This is a genomic window from Aminobacter sp. GW821-FHT11F06 (assembly GCF_058808215.1).
Genome location: NZ_JBXARL010000014.1, coordinates 80,973 through 102,118, shown reverse-complemented (window position 1 = coordinate 102,118; position 21,146 = coordinate 80,973). Strand labels below are relative to the sequence as shown.

The following is a 21,146-nucleotide window of genomic DNA, read 5'->3' as shown; positions in this document are numbered from 1 at the left end:
ATGGTTTGCACTGCCAACGTAAGCTGTCTAGCGTAAGCGGATGAAATCCCAAGCACGTCGTCATCGCTGGAGCTTCCTTGCCGTTGGATTTCTGGCGCTTGGCGCGACCTATCCTGCCGGGGCGGAAGAAGGTCCGGTCAGCTGGAGGCTGAACGCCTGGGACCCGCCATTCGACTATTCCCGGCCGCCGACGGCAATCGACTACCAGCCGGTTGCCAAGGCCGCCAAACCCTGGCGGATTTGCGCTGCCTATCCGCATCTGAAGGACTCCTACTGGGTCAGCGTCAATTACGGCATGGTCGAACAGGCGCGTTCGGCAGGCGTGAAACTGACGGTCGTGGAAGCTGGCGGCTATCCCAATCTCGACCGGCAGATCGAACAGATCCGGACCTGCAGCGCCACTGCCGACGCGCTCATCGTTGGCACGGTTTCTTATGAAGGGCTGACGCCGACAATCAAGGAAATCGCCCGCCGCATCCCGGTCATTGCCACGGTCAATGACATCGACGACGTCGGAATCACGGCGAAGTCCGGCGTCTCCTGGGAAGAGATGGGTCAATCGATCGGCGCCTATCTCGCCCGCCTGCATCCGGCAGGGACCATGCCGGTCAAGGTGGCGTGGTTTCCCGGGCCCAAGGGTGCGGGCTGGGTCAAGTTCGTTGAAGCAGGATTTCAGCGGGCGCTGAAACAGAGCTCCGCCGAGATCGCCGCCGTCAAATGGGGCGACACCGGGCTCGAGATCCAGCTGCTGCTGATCGAGGAACTGCTCGAGACCCAGCCCGATATCGACTACATCGTCGGCAGCGCGCCGACCGCCGACGCCGCCGTCAGTATCCTCAGGGCGCAGGGCCGGGCGAACCACATCCAGATCCTGGCCGACTACTTCACCCATGGCACGTTCCGGGAAATCAACCGGGGCAAGGTTGTGGCGGCCCCCACGGACTCGCCGCCGCTGCAAGGCCGCATCGCCATCGACCAGGCAATCCGGGCGATCGAAGGCACGCTGCGCTATCGCCATGTCGGCCCGCCGCTGCAAGTGATCGACCGGACCAATATTCAGTCGCTCGACCTGGAGCGGAGCCTGGCACCTGCCTGGTTCAAGCCGACCTTCGAGGTCCAGTGAGGCGGCGTGCCGCCCTCCGGTCACAACTTTTCACATAACGCTTGCTGATTTTTACTTATCTCGGCGGACTGGTTCACAGCCGGCAAGTAGTCTGTCGCGATGATCTGCCTCGGGCAGGTTGCTGCATGGAGGCAGTGATGGCTGTGACGGACGCTTCATATCCCGGCGTGACCGCTGGTCCGCCGCGCCCGAGCCTGATCCTGCAGCCTGGGCTGCTTGTGCCGGGCATGGAGCGCTATCACGTGCCCGGCTTGGGTGCGGTACTGTTTGAGGTCGAGGCCGGCGACAAGGTCACCATCCGCAATGCCGAAGGCGGCCAGGCTTGCGAGCTTGTGGCGTTCGACAAGTCCGGCCGCGCCGATCCCGGCATTCTGGGGGCGCGCACCAATAGCGATGCGGCGGGGCTGAAGGCCCTGCTTTTGAGCGGCGACGACAGCCTGCGGGCCTTCCGCGTCGGCCTTGAACGCCGCAAGCTCGAGCTTGGCCGCACTGAGGCGGTGCGTGTCTTCGACGGCGCGACACCGGCCGGGGTGGAAGAGAGTTTTACCGTTGCCCGCGACGGCACACTGGTGGTTGCTGCCCCCGCAGCGCCGATGGCGATCGACAGCCATGACACGGCGACACCTCTGGTGGTGATGGTCAAGCGCGCGACGATCCGTCCCGCTGGCCGCTCCGACCTGCCCGATCCGCTCGCCGATCCGGTGCTCGATCTCAGGGTCAAGTCGAAGACGGCGGAGTCGTTTTTCGTCAAGGCAGGCGACTACATCCAGATCATCGACGTCGATGGCCGCCAATGCACCGACTTCCAGTGCTTTTCGGCCCGCAAGCTCGACAAGGGCCGCGATCTCGCACTCGATGTCACCGCCACCCGCTCGCTGATGGGCCATGCCTATCCGATGCCCGGGCTGCACGCGAAGTATTACGATCAGGATTTCGAGCCGCTGGTCGAGGTGATCCAGGACACCTGCGGCCGCCACGACGCCTTCGCGCTCGCCTGCTACGCCAAATATTACGACGACATCGGTTATCCCGGCCACATCAACTGCTCGGAGAATTTCAACGGCGCGCTCGCCGATAAGGGCGTCAGTGCCCGCGCCGGCTGGATGGCGGTCAATTTCTTCTTCAACACCGGCATCGACGCCCATGGCGTGATGTTTTCCGACGAGCCCTGGTCCAGGCCCGGTGACTATGTCCTTCTCAGGGCGCTGACCGACATCGTTTGCGTCTCGTCCGCCTGTCCCGACGACACCACCCCGGCCAATGGCTGGAACCTCAGCGACATCCACGTCCGGACCTATTCCAGCCAGCACAAATTCGCGCGCGCCATCGCCAGACGCACGACCCCGGAGGCCGAAGCCAAAATGACCCGTGAGACCGCCTTCCATTCAAGCTTTGCCAGGCACACCCGCAACTTCATCGAATACAAGGGCTTCTGGCTGCCGCAGGACTTCGCCAAGGAGGGCCCGATCGAGGAATATTGGGCCTGCCGCCAAAAGGCGGTGGTGATGGATCTCTCCGCACTGCGCAAGTTCGAGGTGACGGGACCGGATGCCGAAGCGCTGCTGCAATACACGCTGACCCGCGACGTCAAGAAGCTTGGTGTCGGCCAGGTCGTCTACACCGCCATGTGCTACGAGCATGGCGGCATGATCGACGACGGCACGCTGCTCAGGTTGGGCAAGGACAATTTCCGCTGGATCTGCGGCGACGACTATTCCGGCGTCTGGTTGCGCGAGGTTGCCGAAAAGCTCGGCCTCAAGGTGCTGGTGCGCTCGTCGACCGACCAGATGCACAACATCGCGGTGCAAGGTCCCAACAGCCGCGATCTCCTCAAGGAGATTATCTGGACCCCGCCGCACCAGCCGGCACTGTCGGAGCTGGAATGGTTCCGCTTCACCATCGGCCGCATCGGCGATGCGCAGGGCGTGCCGATCGTTGTCTCGCGCACGGGCTACACCGGCGAGCTCGGCTACGAGGTCTGGTGCCATCCGCGTGATGCCGAAGCCGTCTTCGACGCGGTCTGGGCCGCCGGCCAGCCGCATGGCTTGAAGCCGATGGGTTTTGCCGCACTCGACATGGTGCGCATCGAGGCCGGGCTGATCTTTGCCAATTACGAGTTTTCCGACCAGACCGACCCGTTCGAGGCCGGCATCGGCTTCACCGTGCCGCTCAAGACCAAGACCGACGATTTCATCGGCCGCGAAGCGCTGATCCGGCGCAAGGACAACCCGATCCACAAGCTGGTCGGGCTCGACATCGACGGTAACGTCGCCGTCGGCCATGGCGACTGCGTCCATATCGGCCGCGCCCAGATCGGCGTCGTCACCTCGTCGATGCGCTCGCCGGTGCTGGGCAAGAACATCGCCCTTGCCCGCATCGATGCGACGCATGCTAATGTCGGCACCGAGGTCGAGATCGGCAAGCTCGATGGCCAGCAAAAACGCCTGCCGGCGCGCATCGTTGCCTTCGCCCACTACGATCCGAAGAAGGAAAAGCCGAGGTCATAAGGGAGGACGGACCCAAAGGGCGAGTGGGCGTCGCAAACGCCCTCACCGCCTTTTGCATAGGACTTGAGTGACGAGATAGGCGATCGGGCCAGTCAGCTCTTCAAAATGACCTCGGTTTTTTCGAACTTCGTCACGTCGATCAGCCCCTTGTCCGAGATGCGCAATTCCGGAATCACGACGAGCGCCAGCAGCGAGTGCTGCATATAGGCGTTGTTGAGCTCGCAGCCGCATGCGCGCATCGCCTCGACCAGCCTGCCGGCCTTCACGGCGACCACTTCGGCCCGCTCGTCCGACATCAGGCCGGCGACCGGCAGCTCGACCAGCGCAAGCTCATTGCCCTCGCTGATCATCACAATACCCCCGCCGACCTCCTGCAGCCGGTTGGCGGCCTTGGCCATGTCGGCCTTGTTGGTGCCGACGACGATGATGTGATGGCTGTCATGCGCGACGGTGGAGGCCATGGCGCAATCCCTAGTGTAGCCGAAGCCCGAGACGAAGGCGTTGACCACCTCGCCCGTCGCCCGATGGCGTTCGACCAGCGCGATCTGGCAGACGTCGTTGGCGCGGTCCATGCCAACGATGCCATGCTCGACCGCTAGGTGCCGCACCAGCGCCTTGGTCGGCGCCTGGTTTTCGACAACGCCGATGACCCGCACCTTCACTTCGGAAGCCTCGGGCGCGGCAATGTCGAAATCCGACGCCCCGAGCTTCTTGCCCAGCTTCACTGTGTTCTTGGCGCTGTCGGGATATGCATAGGCCGGCAAATCGGCGGTAAGCATACCGTCCTTGGCCAACAGCTTGCCGCGCGCGAAGACCATCTCGATCGGCAGCGCGGCCAGGTCCGAGGTGATGACGAGGTCGGCGCGCCGGCCCGGCGCGATCGAACCCAGTTCGCGTTCCATGCCGAAATGCTGGGCGGTGTTCAGCGTCGCCATCTGGATCGCGGTGATAGGCTTAAGACCCTGCGCGATGGCGTGGCGGACCACCCTGTTCATATGCCCGTCATTGACAAGCGTACCGGAGTGGCTGTCGTCGGTGCAGAGAATGAAATTGCGCGGGTCGATGCCACGTTCGGTGATCGCCTTGACCTGTGCCGCGACATCGTACCAGGCCGAGCCCAAGCGCAGCATCGCGCGCATGCCTTGGCGGACACGGGCAATGGCGTCTTCGACTGTCGTGCCCTCATGGTCGTCGGCGGGACCGCCCGCGACATAGGCGTGGAAGGCACGGCCGAGATCGGGCGAGGCATAATGGCCGCCGACCGTCAGGCGCGCTGATTGCGTCGCAGCGATTTCGGCCACCATCTTTGGGTCGTTGGCCGCGACACCGGGAAAATTCATCATTTCGCCAAGGCCAATGATGTTCGGCCAGGCCAGCGCCTCCCTGACATCGTCGGCGCTGAGCTGCGCGCCTGCCGTCTCCAGTCCCGGCGCGCTCGGCACGCAACTCGGCACCTGCACCAGGACGTTGATCGGCAGGCTTTGCGCCTCCTCGTTCATCAGCCGCACGCCAAACAGGCCAAGCACATTGGCGATCTCGTGCGGATCGATGAACATGGTGGTGGTGCCGTGTGGGATGACGGCGCGGGCGAACTCGGTCACCGTGACCAGACCGCTTTCGACATGCATGTGGCCGTCGCACAGGCCCGGCACGAGATAGCGGCCTTCGGCGTCCACGACTGTGGTTTGCTCCCCGATCGCATGGCCGGCATCGGGTCCGACATAGGCGAAGCGCCCGGCCGAAATCGCGACATCCGTGTGCGGCACGATCTCGCCGGAATAGACGTTGACCCATTTGCCGTTGCGGATCACCAGATCGGCTGATGTCCGCCCCATCGCCACATCGACAAGTCGCGGAGCGGATTCAGACCAAGGCAGAAGCATGTGAAGTATGTCCTTTGAGTACGCAGCGTGTGGCGGGCGCCGGAGCGCCCGCCATGGGGGCTACTGGATCTGTGCGACGAGGGCAGCCGCCAGCAGTGCGACGAACCACATGATCGGCTTCACCTCGCCGGCCTTGCCGACGACCAGCTTGAGCAGCACATAGGCGATGATCGCCAGCGACAGGCCAAGCGTGATCGAGAATGTCAGCGGGATCAGCACGATGGCGAGAAAGGCCGGAATGGCCTCCTCGGCGTCCGACCAGCGGATCCGGCCCATCGGCTCCGACATGAACAGCCCGGTCAGGATGAGCACCGGTGCCGTGGCGATGGCCGGCACCAGCGACAGCAGCGGCGACAGGAACAGGAAAGGCAAAAACAGCAGGCCAGCGACGAGCGCGACGAGGCCCGAGCGTCCGCCCTGCGCGATGCCAGCGCCCGATTCCAGATAGACGGTTGCGGGGCTGGTGCCGAGCGGCGCGGAGATCAGTGCCGCGACGGCATCGACATGCATCGATTCCTTGATGTTGCGCGGCATGCCGTCTTCGTCCTTGAGGTTGGCGGCTTCCGCCAGCCCGAGGAAGGTCGACAGCGCTTCGACGAAATTGGTGAACAAGAACACGAAGATGAAGGGGATGTAGGCGACCTGCAGCGCGCCGAGCAGGTCAACCTGCCAGACGAAGCTGAAGTCGGGCGCAGCCGACAGGCCGCTCCAGTTGACCAGCGTCGTCACGTCGGGCGTATCAGGCGAAAACGCGCTGCCATTGCCCCACCAGCGGCCGATCGGGATCGAAATCAGCGTCGTCAGGATCATGCCGGCCATCATCGCGCCCGGCACGCGCCGGACGACAAGTCCCACCGTCGCGATGAACCCGGCAATGAAGGTCAGCGTGACGGGGTTGAAGGTCGTCAGGCCGACGATGGTGTCGGGGTTGGAGACGATGAACTTGGCATTGACCAGACCGATCAGGGCGATGAACAGGCCGATGCCGCATGCAATGCCATAGCGCAGGTCTGTCGGGATTGCCTCGATGACGGCACTTCTGAGATTGAGCACCGCCATGATCGTGAACAGCACGCCGGCCCACAACACGCAGCCCAGGGCGATTTCCAGCGGCACCTTGGCGCCGATCACCATGGTGTAGGCAAACAGCGCGTTGATGCCCATGCCCGGCGCGACGAGGATCGGGCTGCGTGCATAAAGCCCCATCGCGCAGCTGCCGATGAAGCTGACCAGCACGGTGGCCGTGACGCCCGCCGAAAACGGGATGCCGGCATGGGCAAGGATCGAGGGATTGACGACGATGACATAGGACGCGGCCAGGAACGTCGTCAGGCCGGCCAGGATCTCGGTCCGCATGGTGGAGCCGAGTTTGGTGAATTGGAAATGGCGGTCGAGGACGGAATGCAGCCAGGATGGCTGCACGCCCGCTCTCGCCGGAATCTGCGCTTGGTAGTTCATGTGTTCCTCCCCTTATTGTTTGGTTCCGACGCGGCCGATTTGCCAAAGCCGGGCAGCGTTCCTCACTCCGCTGCCACGGCCCTCCCCTGATCGAGGATCGGCGACGTCACCGTCAGGTTGACGCAGTCGATCACGCCCAAATCGGTGATGGCGTAGTCGGGAATCGCCGTGATCTGAAGCACGAACATGTACATGAACGGCCAGGGCAGATCGCATCCGAGACGGCGCGCCGCGTCGTCCAACCTGCCTTCGATGGCGGCCATCTCCTGCGGTTCGATGTCGGAGACGATGCCGCCGATGGGAAGGTGGAGAAATTCGAGGATTTCTCCGTCCTTCACCACCACCTGCCCGCCATTGTTGGCGATGAGATGGTTGATGGCGACCGTCATGTCTTCGGGACTGGTACCGACGCAGATGATGTTGTTGTCGTCGGGTGCGGTCGAGCTTGCCATGGCGCCTGCCTTGAGGCCGAAGCCCGAAGTGAAGGCCACCGGCCTATGCTGCGTCTTGCCATAGCGCTCGACAACCGTGACGTACTGGATGTTCTGGTCGAGATCGGCGAGCACCCGGCCATTGCGAACCGGAAGCGTCACCTCGCGCTTTGTGCGGACGAAAACCTTTTCGGGAGTGACTGCGATCGCCATGGCGCGCGCGGTGTTTCCCTCACCCTCGTAGGGAACGGCAATGTCGTTCACGGAGATCGGGGCGACCTTGATCGAGCGCAGCAGCGCTTCGCTGCGTGGCGGCGGCGACAGCTCGACCGCCATCTTGCCGTCTCGTGCCGCGACAGCGCCGTTGGCGATCACCGCTTCGATGCGGAATTCGCGCAGATCGTTGACGATCAGAATGTCCGCCGAGCGGCCGGGCGAAATCGATCCGACCTTCTCGTCGATCCTCAGCGCATCGGCGCCGTTGATCGTCGCCATCTGGATCGCCGCCATCGGCGAGATGCCCATCGCGATCGCCATGCGCACCATGTTGTCGAGATGGCCGCGGACGAGGATGTCGCTCGCAACAACGTCATCGGTACAGAAGCTGATGCGGCGCAGGGCCTTCACGCCCATCTCGGTGACGATGCGCAGATTGTCGGACAGGAAGTGCGAGATCGATGATTCGCGCACCACCACATGCATACCGGCGCGCAGCTTCTCCAGCATCTCCTCGGGCGAATAGCTTTCATGGTCGGCGCGCACGCGCGCCTGCTGGTAGCCGTTGAGTCGTGCGCCGCGCGTCATCGGGCAGCAGCCGAGCACCGGAAGCCGGCTCTTTTCGGCGATTTCGAGCGCAGCCAGCACATCGGGGTCTTCTTCCTGGATGAACTCGCGCACAGTCTCCCAGATGCCGACGCATTCCGGCCAGTGATGGGTCGCGGCATGGTCGGCCGGTCCGAAATAGTGGCCGACGGTCGAACGTGGCATGGTGTAGGGCGTCTTGCAGGGCGCGCCCCAGAACACCTTCAGCGGCGTCTGCTTGGCTTCATCGAGGAACTCACGCGCCGCCGTGGGACCGCCAACCACGATGATCTGGTCGAGCCCGGTGACGATCGAGGTCGTGCCGAGCGGCACCACGGCCTTGGCGAAGCTGGTGATCGACAGTTTGGAGCATTCGACATGAAGGTGGCCGTCGATCATGCCTGGGCAGAGATATTTGCCGGTGGCATCGACGATCTCGGTGTCGGGACCGATATGATCGGAGATATCGCCGACAGCGATGATGCGGTTGCCGTAGACGGCGATGTCGGCCTGGTAGATTTCCTCGGACACGACGTTGACCAGCCTGCCGCCACGAACGGCCAATGTCGCCTTGGCTTCCCGCCCCGACGCCGCACGTATGAATTCCCTGATATCAGTCAAACGAACCTCCCTGGTTGATGGGAGTATTTCGAGCCGACGTCGTTTACACAATTGGCCGAACCAGGCTATTTCTTGGACAGATCATCCAATGGATTGGACGAATATGGACCTCTCGGTCATCGATTGTTTCGTGAAGGTCGCAGATGCCCGCTCGATATCGGCGGCATCGCGGCTTCATCGGCTGCCCAAATCGACGCTGAGCCATCGCATCAGGCAGCTGGAAGACGAGTTCGGCATGGAGCTCTTCGTCCGGGAAGGCCACCATCTCCACGTCACCGATGCCGGCTCGGAGCTTCTCCGCCATGCCCGGCGGATCCAGGCAAGCTGCGAGGACGCAGCGACCGCGCTTGCGGAAATGCGCCAGGAGGTGGCCGGCACGCTGCGCGTCGGCTCGACCGGCGAGTTCGGCACGACCATCACCTCTGAACTGCTTTATGCCTTCCGCCAGCAATATCCGCAGGTCAATCTCGATGTCGTCTTCCTGACCTCCAGGCAGCCCTTCTCGGATGTCACGGAACAAGCCCTCGACGGCATCTTCCATTGGGGCGAGCCTTCCGATGTCGACTACATCAGCCGGCGCCTGTCGACGGCGTCTTATGGCCTCTACGCCAGCCCTGATTATCTCGCCCGCCACGGAACGCCTGAAACGACCGACGAACTGAGCGCGCATCGCGGGTTGATCTTCCGCCAGCCGACCCGGTCGCAATCCTGGTATCTGGCGCAGAACGGGCGAAACGAGGTCGACATCCTGCCGGCAGCCAATTGCACCGCCAATGACTATTGGACGCTCAAATATTTTGCCGTCGCCGGTGAAGGCCTGGCCTATCTGCCCGGTTTCTTCGTTGAGACCGAGTGCGAGAACGGCATCCTCGTTCCGGTCTTGCCGCAATGGCGGTCGCCGGAAACCGCGATCAACCTGATCTACTCGCGCCGTCGCCACGTCTCCCGCCGCTTCAAGGCGTTCGTCGAATTCTGCATCGAATTCTACCGTGGACGCGAAGGTCGACGCATTCCCCGCTATTACGTCGAGAAGGTTGGATAAAACGCGGCGAGATGAGGCGCGATCCGAGGCGGCCCCAACTCATGGTGGCGTGGAAAGCCGCGACGGGGTCGAGTGGGTGAGCTTTGCGGCCGGCGCCCTTTTTCGGCCGGCGTCCGCCAATGAGCGATCGCCCGCCGTGCTGATCAACCATACGCCGGCGAGGATCAGGGCGCTTCCAATGAGCTGGAGTGGCGAAATCGGTTCGCTGAAGAAGGTCCAGCTCGCCGCCAGAATGAGGATGTAGCTGAAGGCCGTCAGAGGAAACGCCTTGGAGAGTTCCAGCTCGGTCAGCACCTGCATCCAGATCACAAAACAAACGGCCTCGACCACGATGGCGGCGATCATCCATGGCGATGTCACTGTTTGCTGGAGCCATGTCCAACCGGTGCCACTGACCTGTCCCGCCGCCAGCTTGATGAATATCTGGGCAAGCGCGTTGAGCAGGGGAATTGCCAGCCACATGAGGCGGCCACTTTTCATGTCGACTGTCCCTTGGGGGCCTCGACGGCAAACAAGGGCGAGATGAGCCGCAGCAGCCATTGGACGGCAACGTTGCGGTGCTTGAAATACATCCTGTTGACGGTGAGCTGGCTGCCGAGCCTGAGCTTGTCCCCGTAATATGCCTGGCCGCTTTGAAAACGAGACATTCCCTGATCCAGGCAATAGCGCAGATTGTTGAACCAGCTCAGATAATAAAGGTTGTGTTTGCGCCCTTCGGTGGCGTCCATGCAGAAGAACTTGTCGATCAGCGTATTGTCATTGCGCACGAGGATGTTCGCCGCCAGCAATGTCTCCCCGGCATAATAGAAGAGGCAAAGTGATTTGCCCGGCATGTTGTCGAGGACGCCGGTGAAATAGCCTGGAGTCAGCTCTTCGAACTGCCATTCGCTGCGGTTTCTCGTTTCGTTGTAAAGGGTCATGACACGCGGCAGCAGGTCGGCGAAATCCGTGCGCATCTCGGTCCTGATGTTTTGGGACGATTTCAGCTTCCGGCGCATGTCCTTGCGCGTGCCTGCCGAGAGGCGCGCCAGGTAATCATCCATCGAAGAGAAATCGACATCGAGCCAGGCGGTGGGAAGGCCGGCGGTTGCCGCGTAGCCATGGCTTTCGAATACGCTCTGGAGCGCCGCGCCCTGGCTTTCGGGAAAGTCCTTTATGCCTCGCAACGAACAGCGCTGGCTGTCGGCATAGCGTTCAAATCCGGCCAGAAGTGCCGCCAGCAAGGTTGGCCTGCGTTCCACCGGCACGCCGGGGTGAAATCCGGGCACGCCGGCTTCGGTGCATGGCGATCCCAGACAGGCAAGTTTCAAGGTGAGGAAGCCCGGGAAATAGCGCCTTGTCAGCTGGACGGCCCGGCGCATAGCACCGTCGCCGACAGTCGTTTCGAGTTGATATTCGGTGAGGAAGATCGGCATCGCCGCGATCATCCGCCCGGCTTCATAAAGCGCCACGTAACGCCAGACAAAGCCCGCGATGCCAGCGTCCTCGACGGCCAGCAGGTAGTCATATCCCTCGACCTCACCCGGAAAACAGGCATCCCAGGCCTCCCTGCCGATGGCGCGTATCGACGTGGCGATGCATGTCTGCGGCGTCGCGTCAGCCGGTGTCATGGCGAGCAGGCCGGCAGGCGCCTTGTCAGAAACGAGCTGCAGCATCATTCGCCTCGAAATAATGCGCCGTATGTTCGGCAACCTGGCGGTGCTGACGATCGATATGGATCATATGATAGCTGTCATCGATCCAGACCAGCTTGTTCGGTGCGCCGATATGGTTGCTGATGAAGCGCGCATTTACCGGGCTGCTCAGATCATCTTCCGTCGCATGCAGGATGAGCGTGGGGGTGCGCATATGCGGCAGCTGCTTTTTCAGCGCCCTGCCCAGCCGGTTCATCTCGACCAATCCCTTGCCGGGAAAGCGCTCGATCACACCTTCGGCGGACATCGCCTCCATCATGCCGCGCAGCCGGCCGTCCTTGATGCCGAGGGACGGCGTTTCAGCGAAACTCAACCGGTCAAGGAACGGCACCCATGCCAGCCAGCCAATGTAGCGCGACAGCATGGAATGGTAGGCTGGAACGTTCCAGCCGTCATAGAGAAAGCACGGCGAGTAGATCGCCGCGGCCTTGATCGTACCGGGCCTTTGGTGCGCGGCGAGCAATCCCAGCTTGCCGCCGGCGCAGATGCCCGCGGCGAAAACTTCGTCGGTGCATTCCGACATTTGTCCGACTGCCCGGTGCACGGTTGCAAGCCAATCCTGCCATGACGTGGCGCACAGCGCCTGAACACCCCTGCCGTGTCCGGCCAGGAGCGGCGCATAGACAGTGTAGCCCCGGCGGTTGAGCTGTCGTCCCAACAGACGCATCTCCGCCGGCGCGCCGGTCATGCCATGGATGAGCACGATGCCCTTGCCGTTGGTGCCCTGGATGAAAAACTCGAGCGGATCAGCGAGTTGCATTCAGATCCTCCAGGTCCTGGTTCTCCTTGGCCATGAAACCGAGAGCGTGACAGGTGCTGATGACATGCACGCCTGCCTCATCTTGTTCGTTCTTGATCTGCTCGTGAAAATCCCGCAGCTTCGTCCAGTGGGTGCGCGGGCGATAGTGATGTTCGGCGTGATAGCCGTTGCCGAACCACAGCCAGTTGTAGAAGCGGTTGTGGCTGCTGACGCCCCAGGCAATCGGCGTTTCCGGGTCGCCGTGGAAATGTTCGTAATAGCCGTTGAGCGACGACAGGCAGTTGCCGAGATAATAGAACGGAACGAGGAAAAGCACGGCGCGCCAGTCATAAGCGAGCGCGACCGCGACCGTTCCGATAAAGGCGCAAAGCTCGAAGCGCCCCCATTTCGCATCGAACGGCCTAGTCCGTGCGATGGCATTGTGGATGTCGCCGAGATCGTCGCGAAAGAAGCTCAAAAACGTATAGCTCCAGACATTTTCCGGCTCGCCGTTTTTGCCATAGCGGTAGATCGACAAAAGGTCGGTCGTCTCGCCGGAGGCGTTGGGCCTGTCGCTGTTGCCTGAGTGGTGGCGCATGTGAATCCAGTGATAGTAGCTTTGCGAAAAGCCGATCGTGATCGACTCCAGCAGGGAGAAGGCATAGTTCAGCGGCCGCGCCGCAAAGTAGGGCGTGTGAATGAAGTTGTGGGAGATGCTGTTGATGTTCCACGAGATGGAAACCGCGTAGACGCATCCCAGCAACGCCGAGAGCCACAGCGGCCGGCTTGAGAAGCCGACAATGAGATAGGCATTGAAAAGAAGATGGGCGAAGGCGGCCAGAACAGGCACGGCATCCCGTCTCGTATGCGCAAAGAGTTTCATAGTCCTGTCGCTCCCACACAGACGACGCCGGCCGTGATCAGGCACACGCCGGCGGCATGACGGACGTTGATGTTTTCTTTGAAGAAGACCGCGCCAGCGATCACCATGGCGACATAGCTGAACGCCATGAGCGGAAACGCGATGGACAGCGGGACGTGTTCGAGCACGACCATCCATCCCAGCAATTCCACCAGCCAGAACGCCATGCCGGCCCACGTTATCGGCTTGAGCAGTGTCTGCGCGAAGGAGGCAGCGCCGTTCGCCGCCTGCTTGAAGCAAACCTCGCGCCCCATCTCGGTGAGAACGCAAAAACAGATAAGCGCCAGCATCGGCATGGTCAGCACGCCGCTCATTGCATCGCCTCCGACAGGGCTTCAAGCAGCCGGTGATTGACGGCGCTGTTGATGCTCGTTGTGCTCTGTGGATCAGGCGACCGGCGAGGCTGGTCGATCAGGGTTTCCAAATATTTGGAAACAACCGTCCACGCGCCGCCGGCATGGGTCGGAACCGAATAGTCGCCGATAACGTCGGCGCCGATGATGCGATGATGCTGGCTGATGGCGGCGATCAACGACAGCAGATAAGGCAGCCGCATGCTGCCCTGGTCCCAGTTCGTGACGGCATGGTCACGAACCAGAACATCCTTGTCGATCGTCAGGTAAACGTTGTCGGTTTTGATCCGCGACAACAGATACTCGACGAAATTTTCTTCGCCCGCCGCAGCGATGGTGTTCCACTGTATGGAGCCGGGCACCTGGCTGTGGCTCGAACCGGAACCATAATTCTTCTTCACCCGGCTTGGCGCGTGATCATAGGGATAGAGTTCGAGCACACCCTGGCTCAGGAGCGACAGGTTCGCGCCTTTCCATTCCGGCAGACGCAGATCGCTGCTGCAGACACCAACGGTGATGACCTTGTCGACCTGTGCGTTGTGCGCAGCGCGATTGATCCACGATCCGCAATGCACCCCGCCATTGAAATGGACCCAGTCGGGGTGATTGTCGAAGTGAATCACGGTGGCCGGCTTTTGTTCATTTTGCAGCGCCGCTTCCAGAAGAAGCGAGGTTACATGATGAAAGTCTCCCGACCCCATGAAACAGAGGCGTGCGCCCTGCCTTCCGCGCGGCATCTCCTTCGATAGCTTGGCGCGGAATGCCTCCATGTCGTGCTGCTTGCTCCACAGCCGGAGCGTCGGACCATCGTTTCCGGCCTGGATCTCCCGAGCGCCCGCTTTCAGGCACGAGCGAATGAAGTCCGGTTGCAACTCCAGCGCATCATCGAGATGAAGAAGAAGGAGTTGCATCGGTCTATCTCGATGCCGCCCGCACGAACAGCTGATCGAGCAACGTCAAGGCGAGATCGATTTCCTCGCGCGTGATCAACAGGTTGGGCGCAAGCGTGATGACGTTCTTGTGGTAGCCGCCGACATCCAGCACCAGGCCGTATTTGTTGGCGCCGACGCGAAGATCGCCCTTCATGCCTTCGTCGCACATCCAGTCCAATGTTGCCTTGTCGGGCGTGAAGCCGTCCTGCTGGCAAACCTCCAGGCGAAGCGCCAGGCCCAGGCCGTCGACGTCGCCGATGACCTTGTGACGGGCCTGCAACTGCTTGAGGCCGTCGAGGAAATAGGCGCCCTTGTCCATGATCGACGCGCCGAAATCCTCTTCTTCGAGCATCTTGAGCGCTTCGAGCGCGACCGCTGTTCCCATCGGGTTGCTGGCGAAGGTGGAATGGGTCGAGCCGGGGGGAAAGATACCCGGATTGATCATCTCTTCCCTGGCCCAGATGCCGGAAAGCGGATTGAGGCCGTTGGTGATCGCCTTGCCGAACACCAGGACGTCGGGGTTGACGCCAAAATGTTCGATCGCCCACATCTTGCCGGTGCGGTAGACGCCCATCTGGATTTCATCGACGACCAGAAGGATGCCGTGCTGATCCAGCACATGCTTCAATTCCTTGAAGAAGTTCATCGGCGGGATGACATAGCCGCCGGTGCCCTGGATCGCCTCGACATAGAAGGCCGCGAATTCGGCCTTGCCTGCCTTTGGGTCCCACACGCCATTGTATTCGCTCTCGAAAAGGCGGGCGAATTTCTGGACGCACTGATGGCCGTATTCTTCCTTGCTCATCCCCTTGGGGCCACGGAAGTGATAGGGAAATTCGACAAACTGCGCCCGGTCGGAGAAGTGGCCGTAGCGGCGGCGGTAGCGATAGCTCGACGTGATCGCTGACGCGCCGAGCGTGCGTCCGTGATAGCCGCCTTCAAAGGCGAACATCAGGCTTTTCCCGCCGGTATAGTTGCGCACCAGCTTCAGCGAATCCTCAACCGCCTGCGACCCGCCGACGTTGAAATGCACGCGCCCCTTCATGCCGAACTTCTTTTCGGCATCCTGCGCGATGCGTGTTGCGAGTTCGACCTTCTCGCGGTGCAGATATTGCGACGCCACTTGCGGCAAGGTGTCGAGCTGGCGATGCGCGGCGGCGTTGAGGCGCGGATTGCGGTAACCGAAATTGACCGCCGAATACCACATCTGAAGATCGAGGAACGGCGTTCCGTGGCTGTCGTAGAGATAGGAACCTTCGCAAGCTTCAAAGAAGCTCGGTTCGGCTGCGTAGTGGACCGTATCGCCGTGGGAGCAGTAGATGCTCTCCAGCCGGCGCAGTTCGCTTTCCGAGCGCGGCAGCGGGGAAACCAACTCAGACTCTTTGATTGCAAGATTTACGTTCATGAAGCCTCTCGTTTGCTGTCTTATGCGGTGGCATAGAGGGGGGCGTCGGCCACCCTGTCTTGAAAGTACGGAACGCTGCTGTTCAGGCTGGTGATGACATCGCCGAAATCCCGATAGCCAAGGAATGGGATGTTGCGGTCCGCGCAGTAGGTGGCCAGTTGCCCCTTGGCGAAGACCAGTTCGGGCTTGTCGGAAACACAGAAATCGGAGCGGCCGTCGCCGACATAGATGCGCTGGCCTTGCGTGGTCAGCGACCGGCATTTGCACACCCCGGCCGTCGCCACGCAGCGCTGGTCGGCATAGGGCGAAAACAGTCCGTAAGTCGCCTCGCCGCCATGGCCGCCAACAACCAGTCTGTTGGCGATGATCGGCAGGTGGTCGAGGCCGTGCTTGCTCAGGATGCGCTTGATGAAGTGATCGACGCCGTCGCTGACGATGGTGACCGGCGCGCCATGGGCGGCGCAGAAATCGACGAAGGCGGAAAAGAACGGGTCGATGGAGATGCCGTCAAGGACATCGTCAAGTTCCGCCGGCGTCGCCCGGATCAAGGAGATCTGGCGCCGCATGCATTCGCTCGATCCGATCTGACCGTCCTGCCACCATCGCTCGATGGCCTCCCATTGCGGATCGGCCAGCCGGGACAGGACAAAGTCGGTCGCATCTTCGACCGAGATGGTTCCGTCGAAATCGCAGTACACATGCATGGAGAATGCCCCCGAGGAATCGTCGAGGGGGTTCTAGCAACCGTGGCTGAGTGCAAAATTATGCGGCGATGAGGCGAAACTGAAATCGGAACATCGCGTCTTCGATCAACTACGCGATCTGGGCCCCAGGCAAGGTCACATCTACGCGCAAGCCCACCCCGGAGGACGGGACATTCAAGGCGATGCTTGCGGTGAGGCGCTCGACGATATCCGAAACGATGGCCAGCCCAAGCCCCGCCCCTTCCGCTTCAGGCGTATTCACGCGGTAGAAGCGCTGGAACACGGCCTCGTGGTGCTGCGCGGGGATGCCGGGTCCGCTGTCGCTGATGGAAAGCGTCCAATCGTGCTCGTCAGGGGAAATCGAAACCCTGATCTTGCCCCCTTCGGGCGTGTATTTGATCGCATTGTCGATCAGATTGCCGATCAGCAGACGAAGCAGCGGTTCATCGGCCTTGACCTCCGCCTGTTCATCGCCCTCAAGCGAGACGTCGTGTCGCTTGAGCGTGATGATCGCTCCCAACTCGGCGATGACCGAAGCGGTAACGTTGTAGAGATTGACCGCTTTCAGCTGGATCGGCTGATGGCTGATGCGCGCGGCGCGAAGCATCTGCTCGATCAGATGCATCGCCTTGTCATTGCTGGCAACCAGGTCGCCGAGAATTGCTTGCCGCTCCGGCTCTGAGTCGGCATTGCGCAGCATCTGCAGCAACAGCTTCAGTCCGGCATGCGGTGTTCGCAATTGATGCGCCGCATGATCGGCGAAACGCCGCTCCGCCGTCAGCGAATGGTCGAGCTTGTTCAAAAGCTGGTTGAGCGATCTGCCCAGTGGGGACAGGTCACGCGGCAAGGTGTCGATCGGGATGACGGAAAGATCTTCCGGCGAGCGGCTGCGTATCTGGCGCACGAGCCCGTGGATGGAACTCAAGCCATTGTTGATGCCGTACCATATGAGCAAGGCGATGACCGGGACGAGAATAAGCAATGGAAAGAACAGGTTGAGCATGATGTTCAATACAAGCGTATCGCGCAGCGCCCGTTTCTCCCCCACCTCCACGATGATGCCGGCATTCGGGATTGGAAGGGAATAGACGCGCCATGCCTCTTTTTCGTAGGTCATGTCGGAGAAGCCCGCCCGTTGCACGGGAACGCTCGCCGGGAAGGCCGTGCTGGAAAAAATGAGGATCTGACCGTCCTTCCACGTGCGGAACATGTGGGCTTCGGCGTAGTCGTCGGCGTCCTCGTTCATCGCCAGCTGATTGCCCATTGCCAGATCTATGTCGCTGATCTGCTTGGGCTTCTGATGGTCAGGGTTCTCTATCCGCCGCTCCAGCAACGTCCAAAGCACATTCGCATCGTTGATCAGCTGGGCATCATAGATGTTGTTGATTTCGCGTGTCGCACTGTGAAACGCGAACGCGCCGATGATGGCGATGGCGACGAGGATCGTCGGTGTTATCCGGAAGAAGAGCTTCCAGGTCAGCGTCGAACGGGTCATGGCTCGACCATATATCCAACGCCCCGGATGGATCGGATGAAATCGGCGCCGAGCTTCTTGCGCAGATTGTAGATGATCACTTCGGTCGTGTTGCTTTCGACAGTGGTGTCGGCGCTGTAAAGCGCATATTCGATGTTGCTCTTGGTGACGTATTTGCCCGCCCGCTCCATAAGCAGCTTGAGCAGCTGGAACTCCTTGGCCGTCATCGTGATCTGGCCATCGGCGCCACGCACTACCATGGCAGCCGGGTCTATCGATATGGCACCGCTTTTGAGAATGATGTCGGTGCGCCCGTCCCGCCGCCGCGTCAGCGCGCGCAGCCGCGCCAGCAATTCATCGAGATCGAACGGCTTCGCCAGATAGTCGTCGGCGCCGCTGTCGAGCCCTTCGACCTTTTGAAGCGGTGTATCGAGGGCCGTCAGAAGCAGGATTGGAACGGTGTTTTTGCTCCGCCGCGCCGAACGGACAACCTCTATCCCGCTGATTTTCGGCAGGTTCACGTCGAGCACGACAATGTCGAAGCTCAAATCTTCAAGCGCAGCTATGGCCGCCTCGCCATCCTGCACCCAATCGATGCCATAAGCGTGTTTTTCCAAAGCCTTCTTCAGCGAAGACCCGAGGATGACATCATCCTCGACCAGCAGCAGGCGCATGGCTTGCCTTACCTTTCTTTTGAAGTGCATTGGCGCAAAGCACCGCCGTCATGCCCCACAATGAACGGCATCTCGGTTTTTTTGCGGGCAGACCGACAAATTTTCAGGCCACAGGCTGCTCAGAAGCCGATCTGGAACGACCGCGTGAAGATGAAGCCTAGCGAATTCTGGTTGGGCGAACCCGTGGAGGTGACGACAGGACTATCAGCGGCATCGCCAACCAGGCGGTCGAACTTGTCGTAGACCTGCACGCTCATATTGTCGGTGAGTTGGTAGGTTGCGCCAAACACCAGGCCGACAGATTTGAAGCCGCCGCTGGGATCAAATGGCGCCAGGCTTCCGCTGCTGGCTTCCAACGGTGATATGCCGAAGCTGTTTCGCATGTAATTCGTATCGGCCAGCGATACGCGTGGACCTGCCGACAGAACGAGCTTGGGGCCGAGGGGCTGAAACACATCGGCGCCGAAGTCAGCGACAAATCCGTCGCTCGCGCGCAGGCCTTGTCGCGCTTCGACGCGCAGCCGGAACCGGTCGGCGACCGGCCAGTATTGCGCGAAAGCACCGGCGTCGACGCTCCAGCTGATGTCATGCGTTCCCGCAAGGGCGGGGTCGTCGGATGGCGAGCGATTGCCGCGAATGCCGGCAACCGGACCCAGCTCGATGCCGCCCAGCTCGACCAGCGAGAAGTCGATATTGTCGTCGGGGGCGCTGAGACCTGCCGGCTCGCCGACACGGCGAATGTCGAAAGAGGGAACGAAACTGAAACCGTCGCGCCTGGCGCCTTCATAAGACGGACCATATTCGGCACCGCCGCCAAGTGTCACGATCCACCCGGTCGCAGGCGTTGCGGCGCCGATTGTGGGCGCGTCGCTGGTGTTGCTCTGGGCCAGAGCCGGAGCGGTCAGCAACAGGCTGCAAAGCGCCCCTTTTGCAAAGGTCGAAAGGCGAATACCGGAGGGAACCGCCCGCGATCCGTGAGCCGGTTGTTGCATGCTGGATGTTTGTTTTCCGCGCCTTCGGCTGCAATAGATGGCTAACATCGGGGCTGTCTCGTTGAGCGGTATCGAGCATTATTTCAATGACGGAAACATACTCGTTCTTTTCGGTAACTGAATGCCATAATCAGCGCATGCAAAAACGGCAGCACCGCCATCAGAATTTCGTTCGCGACAGGCGCCCGAACTGAAGACTGACTTGGCACAAGAACTTGACGGTTGCCTTGCCAGAAACATACGGAATTGTAAGTATAACGCACTTACGTCGAGTTGTCGCCATTCCCGGCCCGACGCGGCTGTGCTGCGGCTCTTAGCCCTGGTTACTTCGTATTGCCCACGCGAATGACGCGTTTGCCGAAATTCTCGCCCCTCAGCAGGCCGATAAACGCCTGCGGGGCCTGTTCGAGCCCGTCGATGATTTCTTCGCGATAGAGAATCTTTCCGTCTTCGACCCAGGCTCCCATCTCCTTGGCGAACTCGGGATAGAGGTGGCCGAAATCGTTGAAGATGATGAAGCCGCGAATGGTGATCTGCTTGCGCAGAAGCTGGCCCAGCAGCCAGTTCATCCGATCCGGACCGTCGGGCAGGCTTGTGGCATTATACTGCGAGACAAGACCGCAGAGAGGAATGCGCGCGCCTCTGTTGAGCAATGGCAGCACCGCGTCGAAGACCTTGCCACCGACATTTTCGAAATAGACGTCGATGCCTTCGGGTGCTGCGGCTTTCAATTGTCGGGCAAAATCCTCGGATTTGTGGTCGATACAGGCGTCAAATCCAAGCGTTTCCACAGCGTAGGTGCATTTTTCAGCACCACCGGCAATGCCGACAACACGGCAGCCCAAAAGCTTGCCGATCTGACCCACAGTGGCCCCAACTGGACCGGTCGCTGCGGCGACCGCGATCGTTTCGCCCTTCTTGGGTGCCCCGATCTGCTTGAGCCCGGCCCAGGCGGTGAACCCGGGCATTCCCATGATGCCGAGCGCCCATGAGGGATGCTTGGGCGCACGCCCCAAAGGCACGACGCCAGTGCCATCCGACAGCGCATAGTCCTGCCAGCCATTGAAGCTGAGCACCCAGTCGCCTTTGTTGAAACCTTTCAGTTTCGATGCAACGACCTGGGCGACGGTGCCCCCGACCATGACGCCGCCGATCTCGACTGAGGCGGCGTAGGACGGAGCATCGCTCATGCGGCCGCGCATATAGGGATCCAGCGACAGGAACTCGGTGCGCAGCAGCATCTGGCCATCCTGCGGTTCAGGCACATCCTCCGACACCAGCTTCAGGGTGTTTTCGGTCGGCTCTCCCTTGGGACGTTCGGCGAGCAAGAAGCGGCGGTTCTTCGTGTCGGTCTGTGCCATGATGTTCTTCCTGTTTGTTATGGAAGTGAG

18 protein-coding genes are annotated in these 21,146 nt (G+C 61.2%); 3 read left to right on the top strand and 15 right to left on the bottom strand.

The window, feature by feature from the left end; all coding sequences use genetic code 11:
• Positions 1-40: 40 nt before the first annotated feature.
• Both torT and AC1RTB_RS25175 read left to right on the top strand, forming a co-directional pair.
• On the top strand, positions 41-1,123 hold the full coding sequence (gene torT / locus AC1RTB_RS25180) for a TMAO reductase system periplasmic protein TorT (protein WP_492879054.1): 1,083 nt from the start codon (positions 41-43) through the stop codon (positions 1,121-1,123).
• A gap of 137 nt (positions 1,124-1,260) precedes the next feature.
• Positions 1,261-3,630 carry a trimethylamine N-oxide demethylase gene (locus AC1RTB_RS25175; protein WP_492879055.1) on the top strand — a complete coding sequence of 790 codons (2,370 nt, stop codon included), beginning with the start codon at positions 1,261-1,263 and terminating at the stop codon, positions 3,628-3,630.
• A gap of 92 nt (positions 3,631-3,722) precedes the next feature.
• On the opposite strand, the gene ade is transcribed toward AC1RTB_RS25175, so the two are convergent.
• From ade to AC1RTB_RS25160, 3 genes are all read right to left on the bottom strand, one after another.
• Positions 3,723-5,513 carry an adenine deaminase gene (ade, locus tag AC1RTB_RS25170; RefSeq protein ID WP_492879056.1) on the bottom strand — a complete coding sequence of 597 codons (1,791 nt, stop codon included), beginning with the start codon at positions 5,511-5,513 and terminating at the stop codon, positions 3,723-3,725.
• Between the two features lie 60 nt (positions 5,514-5,573).
• Positions 5,574-6,971, bottom strand: coding sequence for an NCS2 family permease (locus AC1RTB_RS25165; RefSeq protein ID WP_492879058.1), 1,398 nt, complete (start codon positions 6,969-6,971; stop codon positions 5,574-5,576).
• A 62-nt stretch (positions 6,972-7,033) separates the two neighbouring features.
• The gene (locus tag AC1RTB_RS25160; protein WP_492879060.1) at positions 7,034-8,824 is read right to left on the bottom strand and encodes an adenine deaminase; all 1,791 of its coding nucleotides are present in this window, start codon (positions 8,822-8,824) and stop codon (positions 7,034-7,036) included.
• 103 nt (positions 8,825-8,927) lie between these two features.
• Here AC1RTB_RS25160 and AC1RTB_RS25155 point away from each other — a divergent pair, with 103 nt between their 5' ends.
• Positions 8,928-9,866 carry a LysR family transcriptional regulator gene (locus tag AC1RTB_RS25155; RefSeq protein ID WP_492879591.1) on the top strand — a complete coding sequence of 313 codons (939 nt, stop codon included), beginning with the start codon at positions 8,928-8,930 and terminating at the stop codon, positions 9,864-9,866.
• 39 nt (positions 9,867-9,905) lie between these two features.
• On the opposite strand, the gene AC1RTB_RS25150 is transcribed toward AC1RTB_RS25155, so the two are convergent.
• The 12 genes from AC1RTB_RS25150 to curA all read right to left on the bottom strand — a co-directional run bounded on the left by AC1RTB_RS25150 (position 9,906) and on the right by curA (position 21,116).
• Positions 9,906-10,346, bottom strand: a complete 441-nt coding sequence (locus tag AC1RTB_RS25150; RefSeq protein ID WP_492879062.1) for an EamA family transporter — start codon at positions 10,344-10,346, stop codon at positions 9,906-9,908.
• Entirely contained in the window at positions 10,343-11,521 is a 1,179-nt protein-coding gene (locus AC1RTB_RS25145; RefSeq protein ID WP_492879064.1) for a peptidogalycan biosysnthesis protein, read from the bottom strand. The genes AC1RTB_RS25150 and AC1RTB_RS25145 overlap by 4 nt, the downstream gene beginning before the upstream one ends.
• On the bottom strand, positions 11,502-12,320 hold the full coding sequence (locus tag AC1RTB_RS25140; RefSeq protein WP_492879066.1) for an alpha/beta hydrolase: 819 nt from the start codon (positions 12,318-12,320) through the stop codon (positions 11,502-11,504). The genes AC1RTB_RS25145 and AC1RTB_RS25140 overlap by 20 nt, the downstream gene beginning before the upstream one ends.
• Positions 12,307-13,182, bottom strand: coding sequence for a fatty acid desaturase family protein (locus AC1RTB_RS25135; RefSeq protein WP_492879068.1), 876 nt, complete (start codon positions 13,180-13,182; stop codon positions 12,307-12,309). The genes AC1RTB_RS25140 and AC1RTB_RS25135 overlap by 14 nt, the downstream gene beginning before the upstream one ends.
• Positions 13,179-13,535, bottom strand: a complete 357-nt coding sequence (locus tag AC1RTB_RS25130; RefSeq protein WP_492879070.1) for a DMT family transporter — start codon at positions 13,533-13,535, stop codon at positions 13,179-13,181. Before AC1RTB_RS25130 ends, AC1RTB_RS25135 begins: the two co-directional genes overlap by 4 nt.
• On the bottom strand, positions 13,532-14,485 hold the full coding sequence (locus AC1RTB_RS25125; RefSeq protein ID WP_492879072.1) for an arginase family protein: 954 nt from the start codon (positions 14,483-14,485) through the stop codon (positions 13,532-13,534). Before AC1RTB_RS25125 ends, AC1RTB_RS25130 begins: the two co-directional genes overlap by 4 nt.
• A 4-nt stretch (positions 14,486-14,489) precedes the next feature.
• Positions 14,490-15,911, bottom strand: coding sequence for an aspartate aminotransferase family protein (locus tag AC1RTB_RS25120; protein ID WP_492879074.1), 1,422 nt, complete (start codon positions 15,909-15,911; stop codon positions 14,490-14,492).
• Between the two features lie 20 nt (positions 15,912-15,931).
• Entirely contained in the window at positions 15,932-16,615 is a 684-nt protein-coding gene (locus AC1RTB_RS25115) for an MtnX-like HAD-IB family phosphatase (protein ID WP_492879076.1), read from the bottom strand.
• Positions 16,616-16,724: 109 nt separating this feature from the next.
• A complete protein-coding gene (locus AC1RTB_RS25110) occupies positions 16,725-18,110 on the bottom strand; it encodes a sensor histidine kinase (protein ID WP_492879078.1) in 1,386 nt (461 codons plus the stop codon).
• Complete coding sequence (locus AC1RTB_RS25105; protein WP_492879080.1) at positions 18,107-18,763, bottom strand: response regulator; 657 nt, start codon at positions 18,761-18,763, stop codon at positions 18,107-18,109. The genes AC1RTB_RS25110 and AC1RTB_RS25105 overlap by 4 nt, the downstream gene beginning before the upstream one ends.
• A gap of 119 nt (positions 18,764-18,882) precedes the next feature.
• Positions 18,883-19,755, bottom strand: coding sequence for a MipA/OmpV family protein (locus AC1RTB_RS25100; RefSeq protein ID WP_492879082.1), 873 nt, complete (start codon positions 19,753-19,755; stop codon positions 18,883-18,885).
• Between the two features lie 323 nt (positions 19,756-20,078).
• Positions 20,079-21,116, bottom strand: coding sequence for an NADPH-dependent curcumin/dihydrocurcumin reductase (gene curA, locus AC1RTB_RS25095; RefSeq protein WP_492879084.1), 1,038 nt, complete (start codon positions 21,114-21,116; stop codon positions 20,079-20,081).
• Between the last annotated feature and the right edge of the window lie 30 nt (positions 21,117-21,146).

Bases quoted from the DNA above. Each gene is read 5' to 3' on its own strand.
- torT (WP_492879054.1), top strand. From the start codon at position 41: ATGAAATCCCAAGCACGTCGTCATCGCTGGAGCTTCCTTGCCGTTGGA.
- AC1RTB_RS25175 (WP_492879055.1), top strand. From the start codon at position 1,261: ATGGCTGTGACGGACGCTTCATATCCCGGCGTGACCGCTGGTCCGCCG.
- ade (WP_492879056.1), bottom strand. From the start codon at position 5,513: ATGCTTCTGCCTTGGTCTGAATCCGCTCCGCGACTTGTCGATGTGGCG.
- AC1RTB_RS25165 (WP_492879058.1), bottom strand. From the start codon at position 6,971: ATGAACTACCAAGCGCAGATTCCGGCGAGAGCGGGCGTGCAGCCATCC.
- AC1RTB_RS25155 (WP_492879591.1), top strand. From the start codon at position 8,928: ATGGACCTCTCGGTCATCGATTGTTTCGTGAAGGTCGCAGATGCCCGC.
- AC1RTB_RS25150 (WP_492879062.1), bottom strand. From the start codon at position 10,346: ATGAAAAGTGGCCGCCTCATGTGGCTGGCAATTCCCCTGCTCAACGCG.
- AC1RTB_RS25145 (WP_492879064.1), bottom strand. From the start codon at position 11,521: ATGCTGCAGCTCGTTTCTGACAAGGCGCCTGCCGGCCTGCTCGCCATG.
- AC1RTB_RS25140 (WP_492879066.1), bottom strand. From the start codon at position 12,320: ATGCAACTCGCTGATCCGCTCGAGTTTTTCATCCAGGGCACCAACGGC.
- AC1RTB_RS25135 (WP_492879068.1), bottom strand. From the start codon at position 13,182: ATGAAACTCTTTGCGCATACGAGACGGGATGCCGTGCCTGTTCTGGCC.
- AC1RTB_RS25130 (WP_492879070.1), bottom strand. From the start codon at position 13,535: ATGAGCGGCGTGCTGACCATGCCGATGCTGGCGCTTATCTGTTTTTGC.
- AC1RTB_RS25125 (WP_492879072.1), bottom strand. From the start codon at position 14,485: ATGCAACTCCTTCTTCTTCATCTCGATGATGCGCTGGAGTTGCAACCG.
- AC1RTB_RS25120 (WP_492879074.1), bottom strand. From the start codon at position 15,911: ATGAACGTAAATCTTGCAATCAAAGAGTCTGAGTTGGTTTCCCCGCTG.
- AC1RTB_RS25115 (WP_492879076.1), bottom strand. From the start codon at position 16,615: ATGCATGTGTACTGCGATTTCGACGGAACCATCTCGGTCGAAGATGCG.
- AC1RTB_RS25110 (WP_492879078.1), bottom strand. From the start codon at position 18,110: ATGACCCGTTCGACGCTGACCTGGAAGCTCTTCTTCCGGATAACACCG.
- AC1RTB_RS25105 (WP_492879080.1), bottom strand. From the start codon at position 18,763: ATGCGCCTGCTGCTGGTCGAGGATGATGTCATCCTCGGGTCTTCGCTG.
- AC1RTB_RS25100 (WP_492879082.1), bottom strand. From the start codon at position 19,755: ATGCAACAACCGGCTCACGGATCGCGGGCGGTTCCCTCCGGTATTCGC.
- curA (WP_492879084.1), bottom strand. From the start codon at position 21,116: ATGGCACAGACCGACACGAAGAACCGCCGCTTCTTGCTCGCCGAACGT.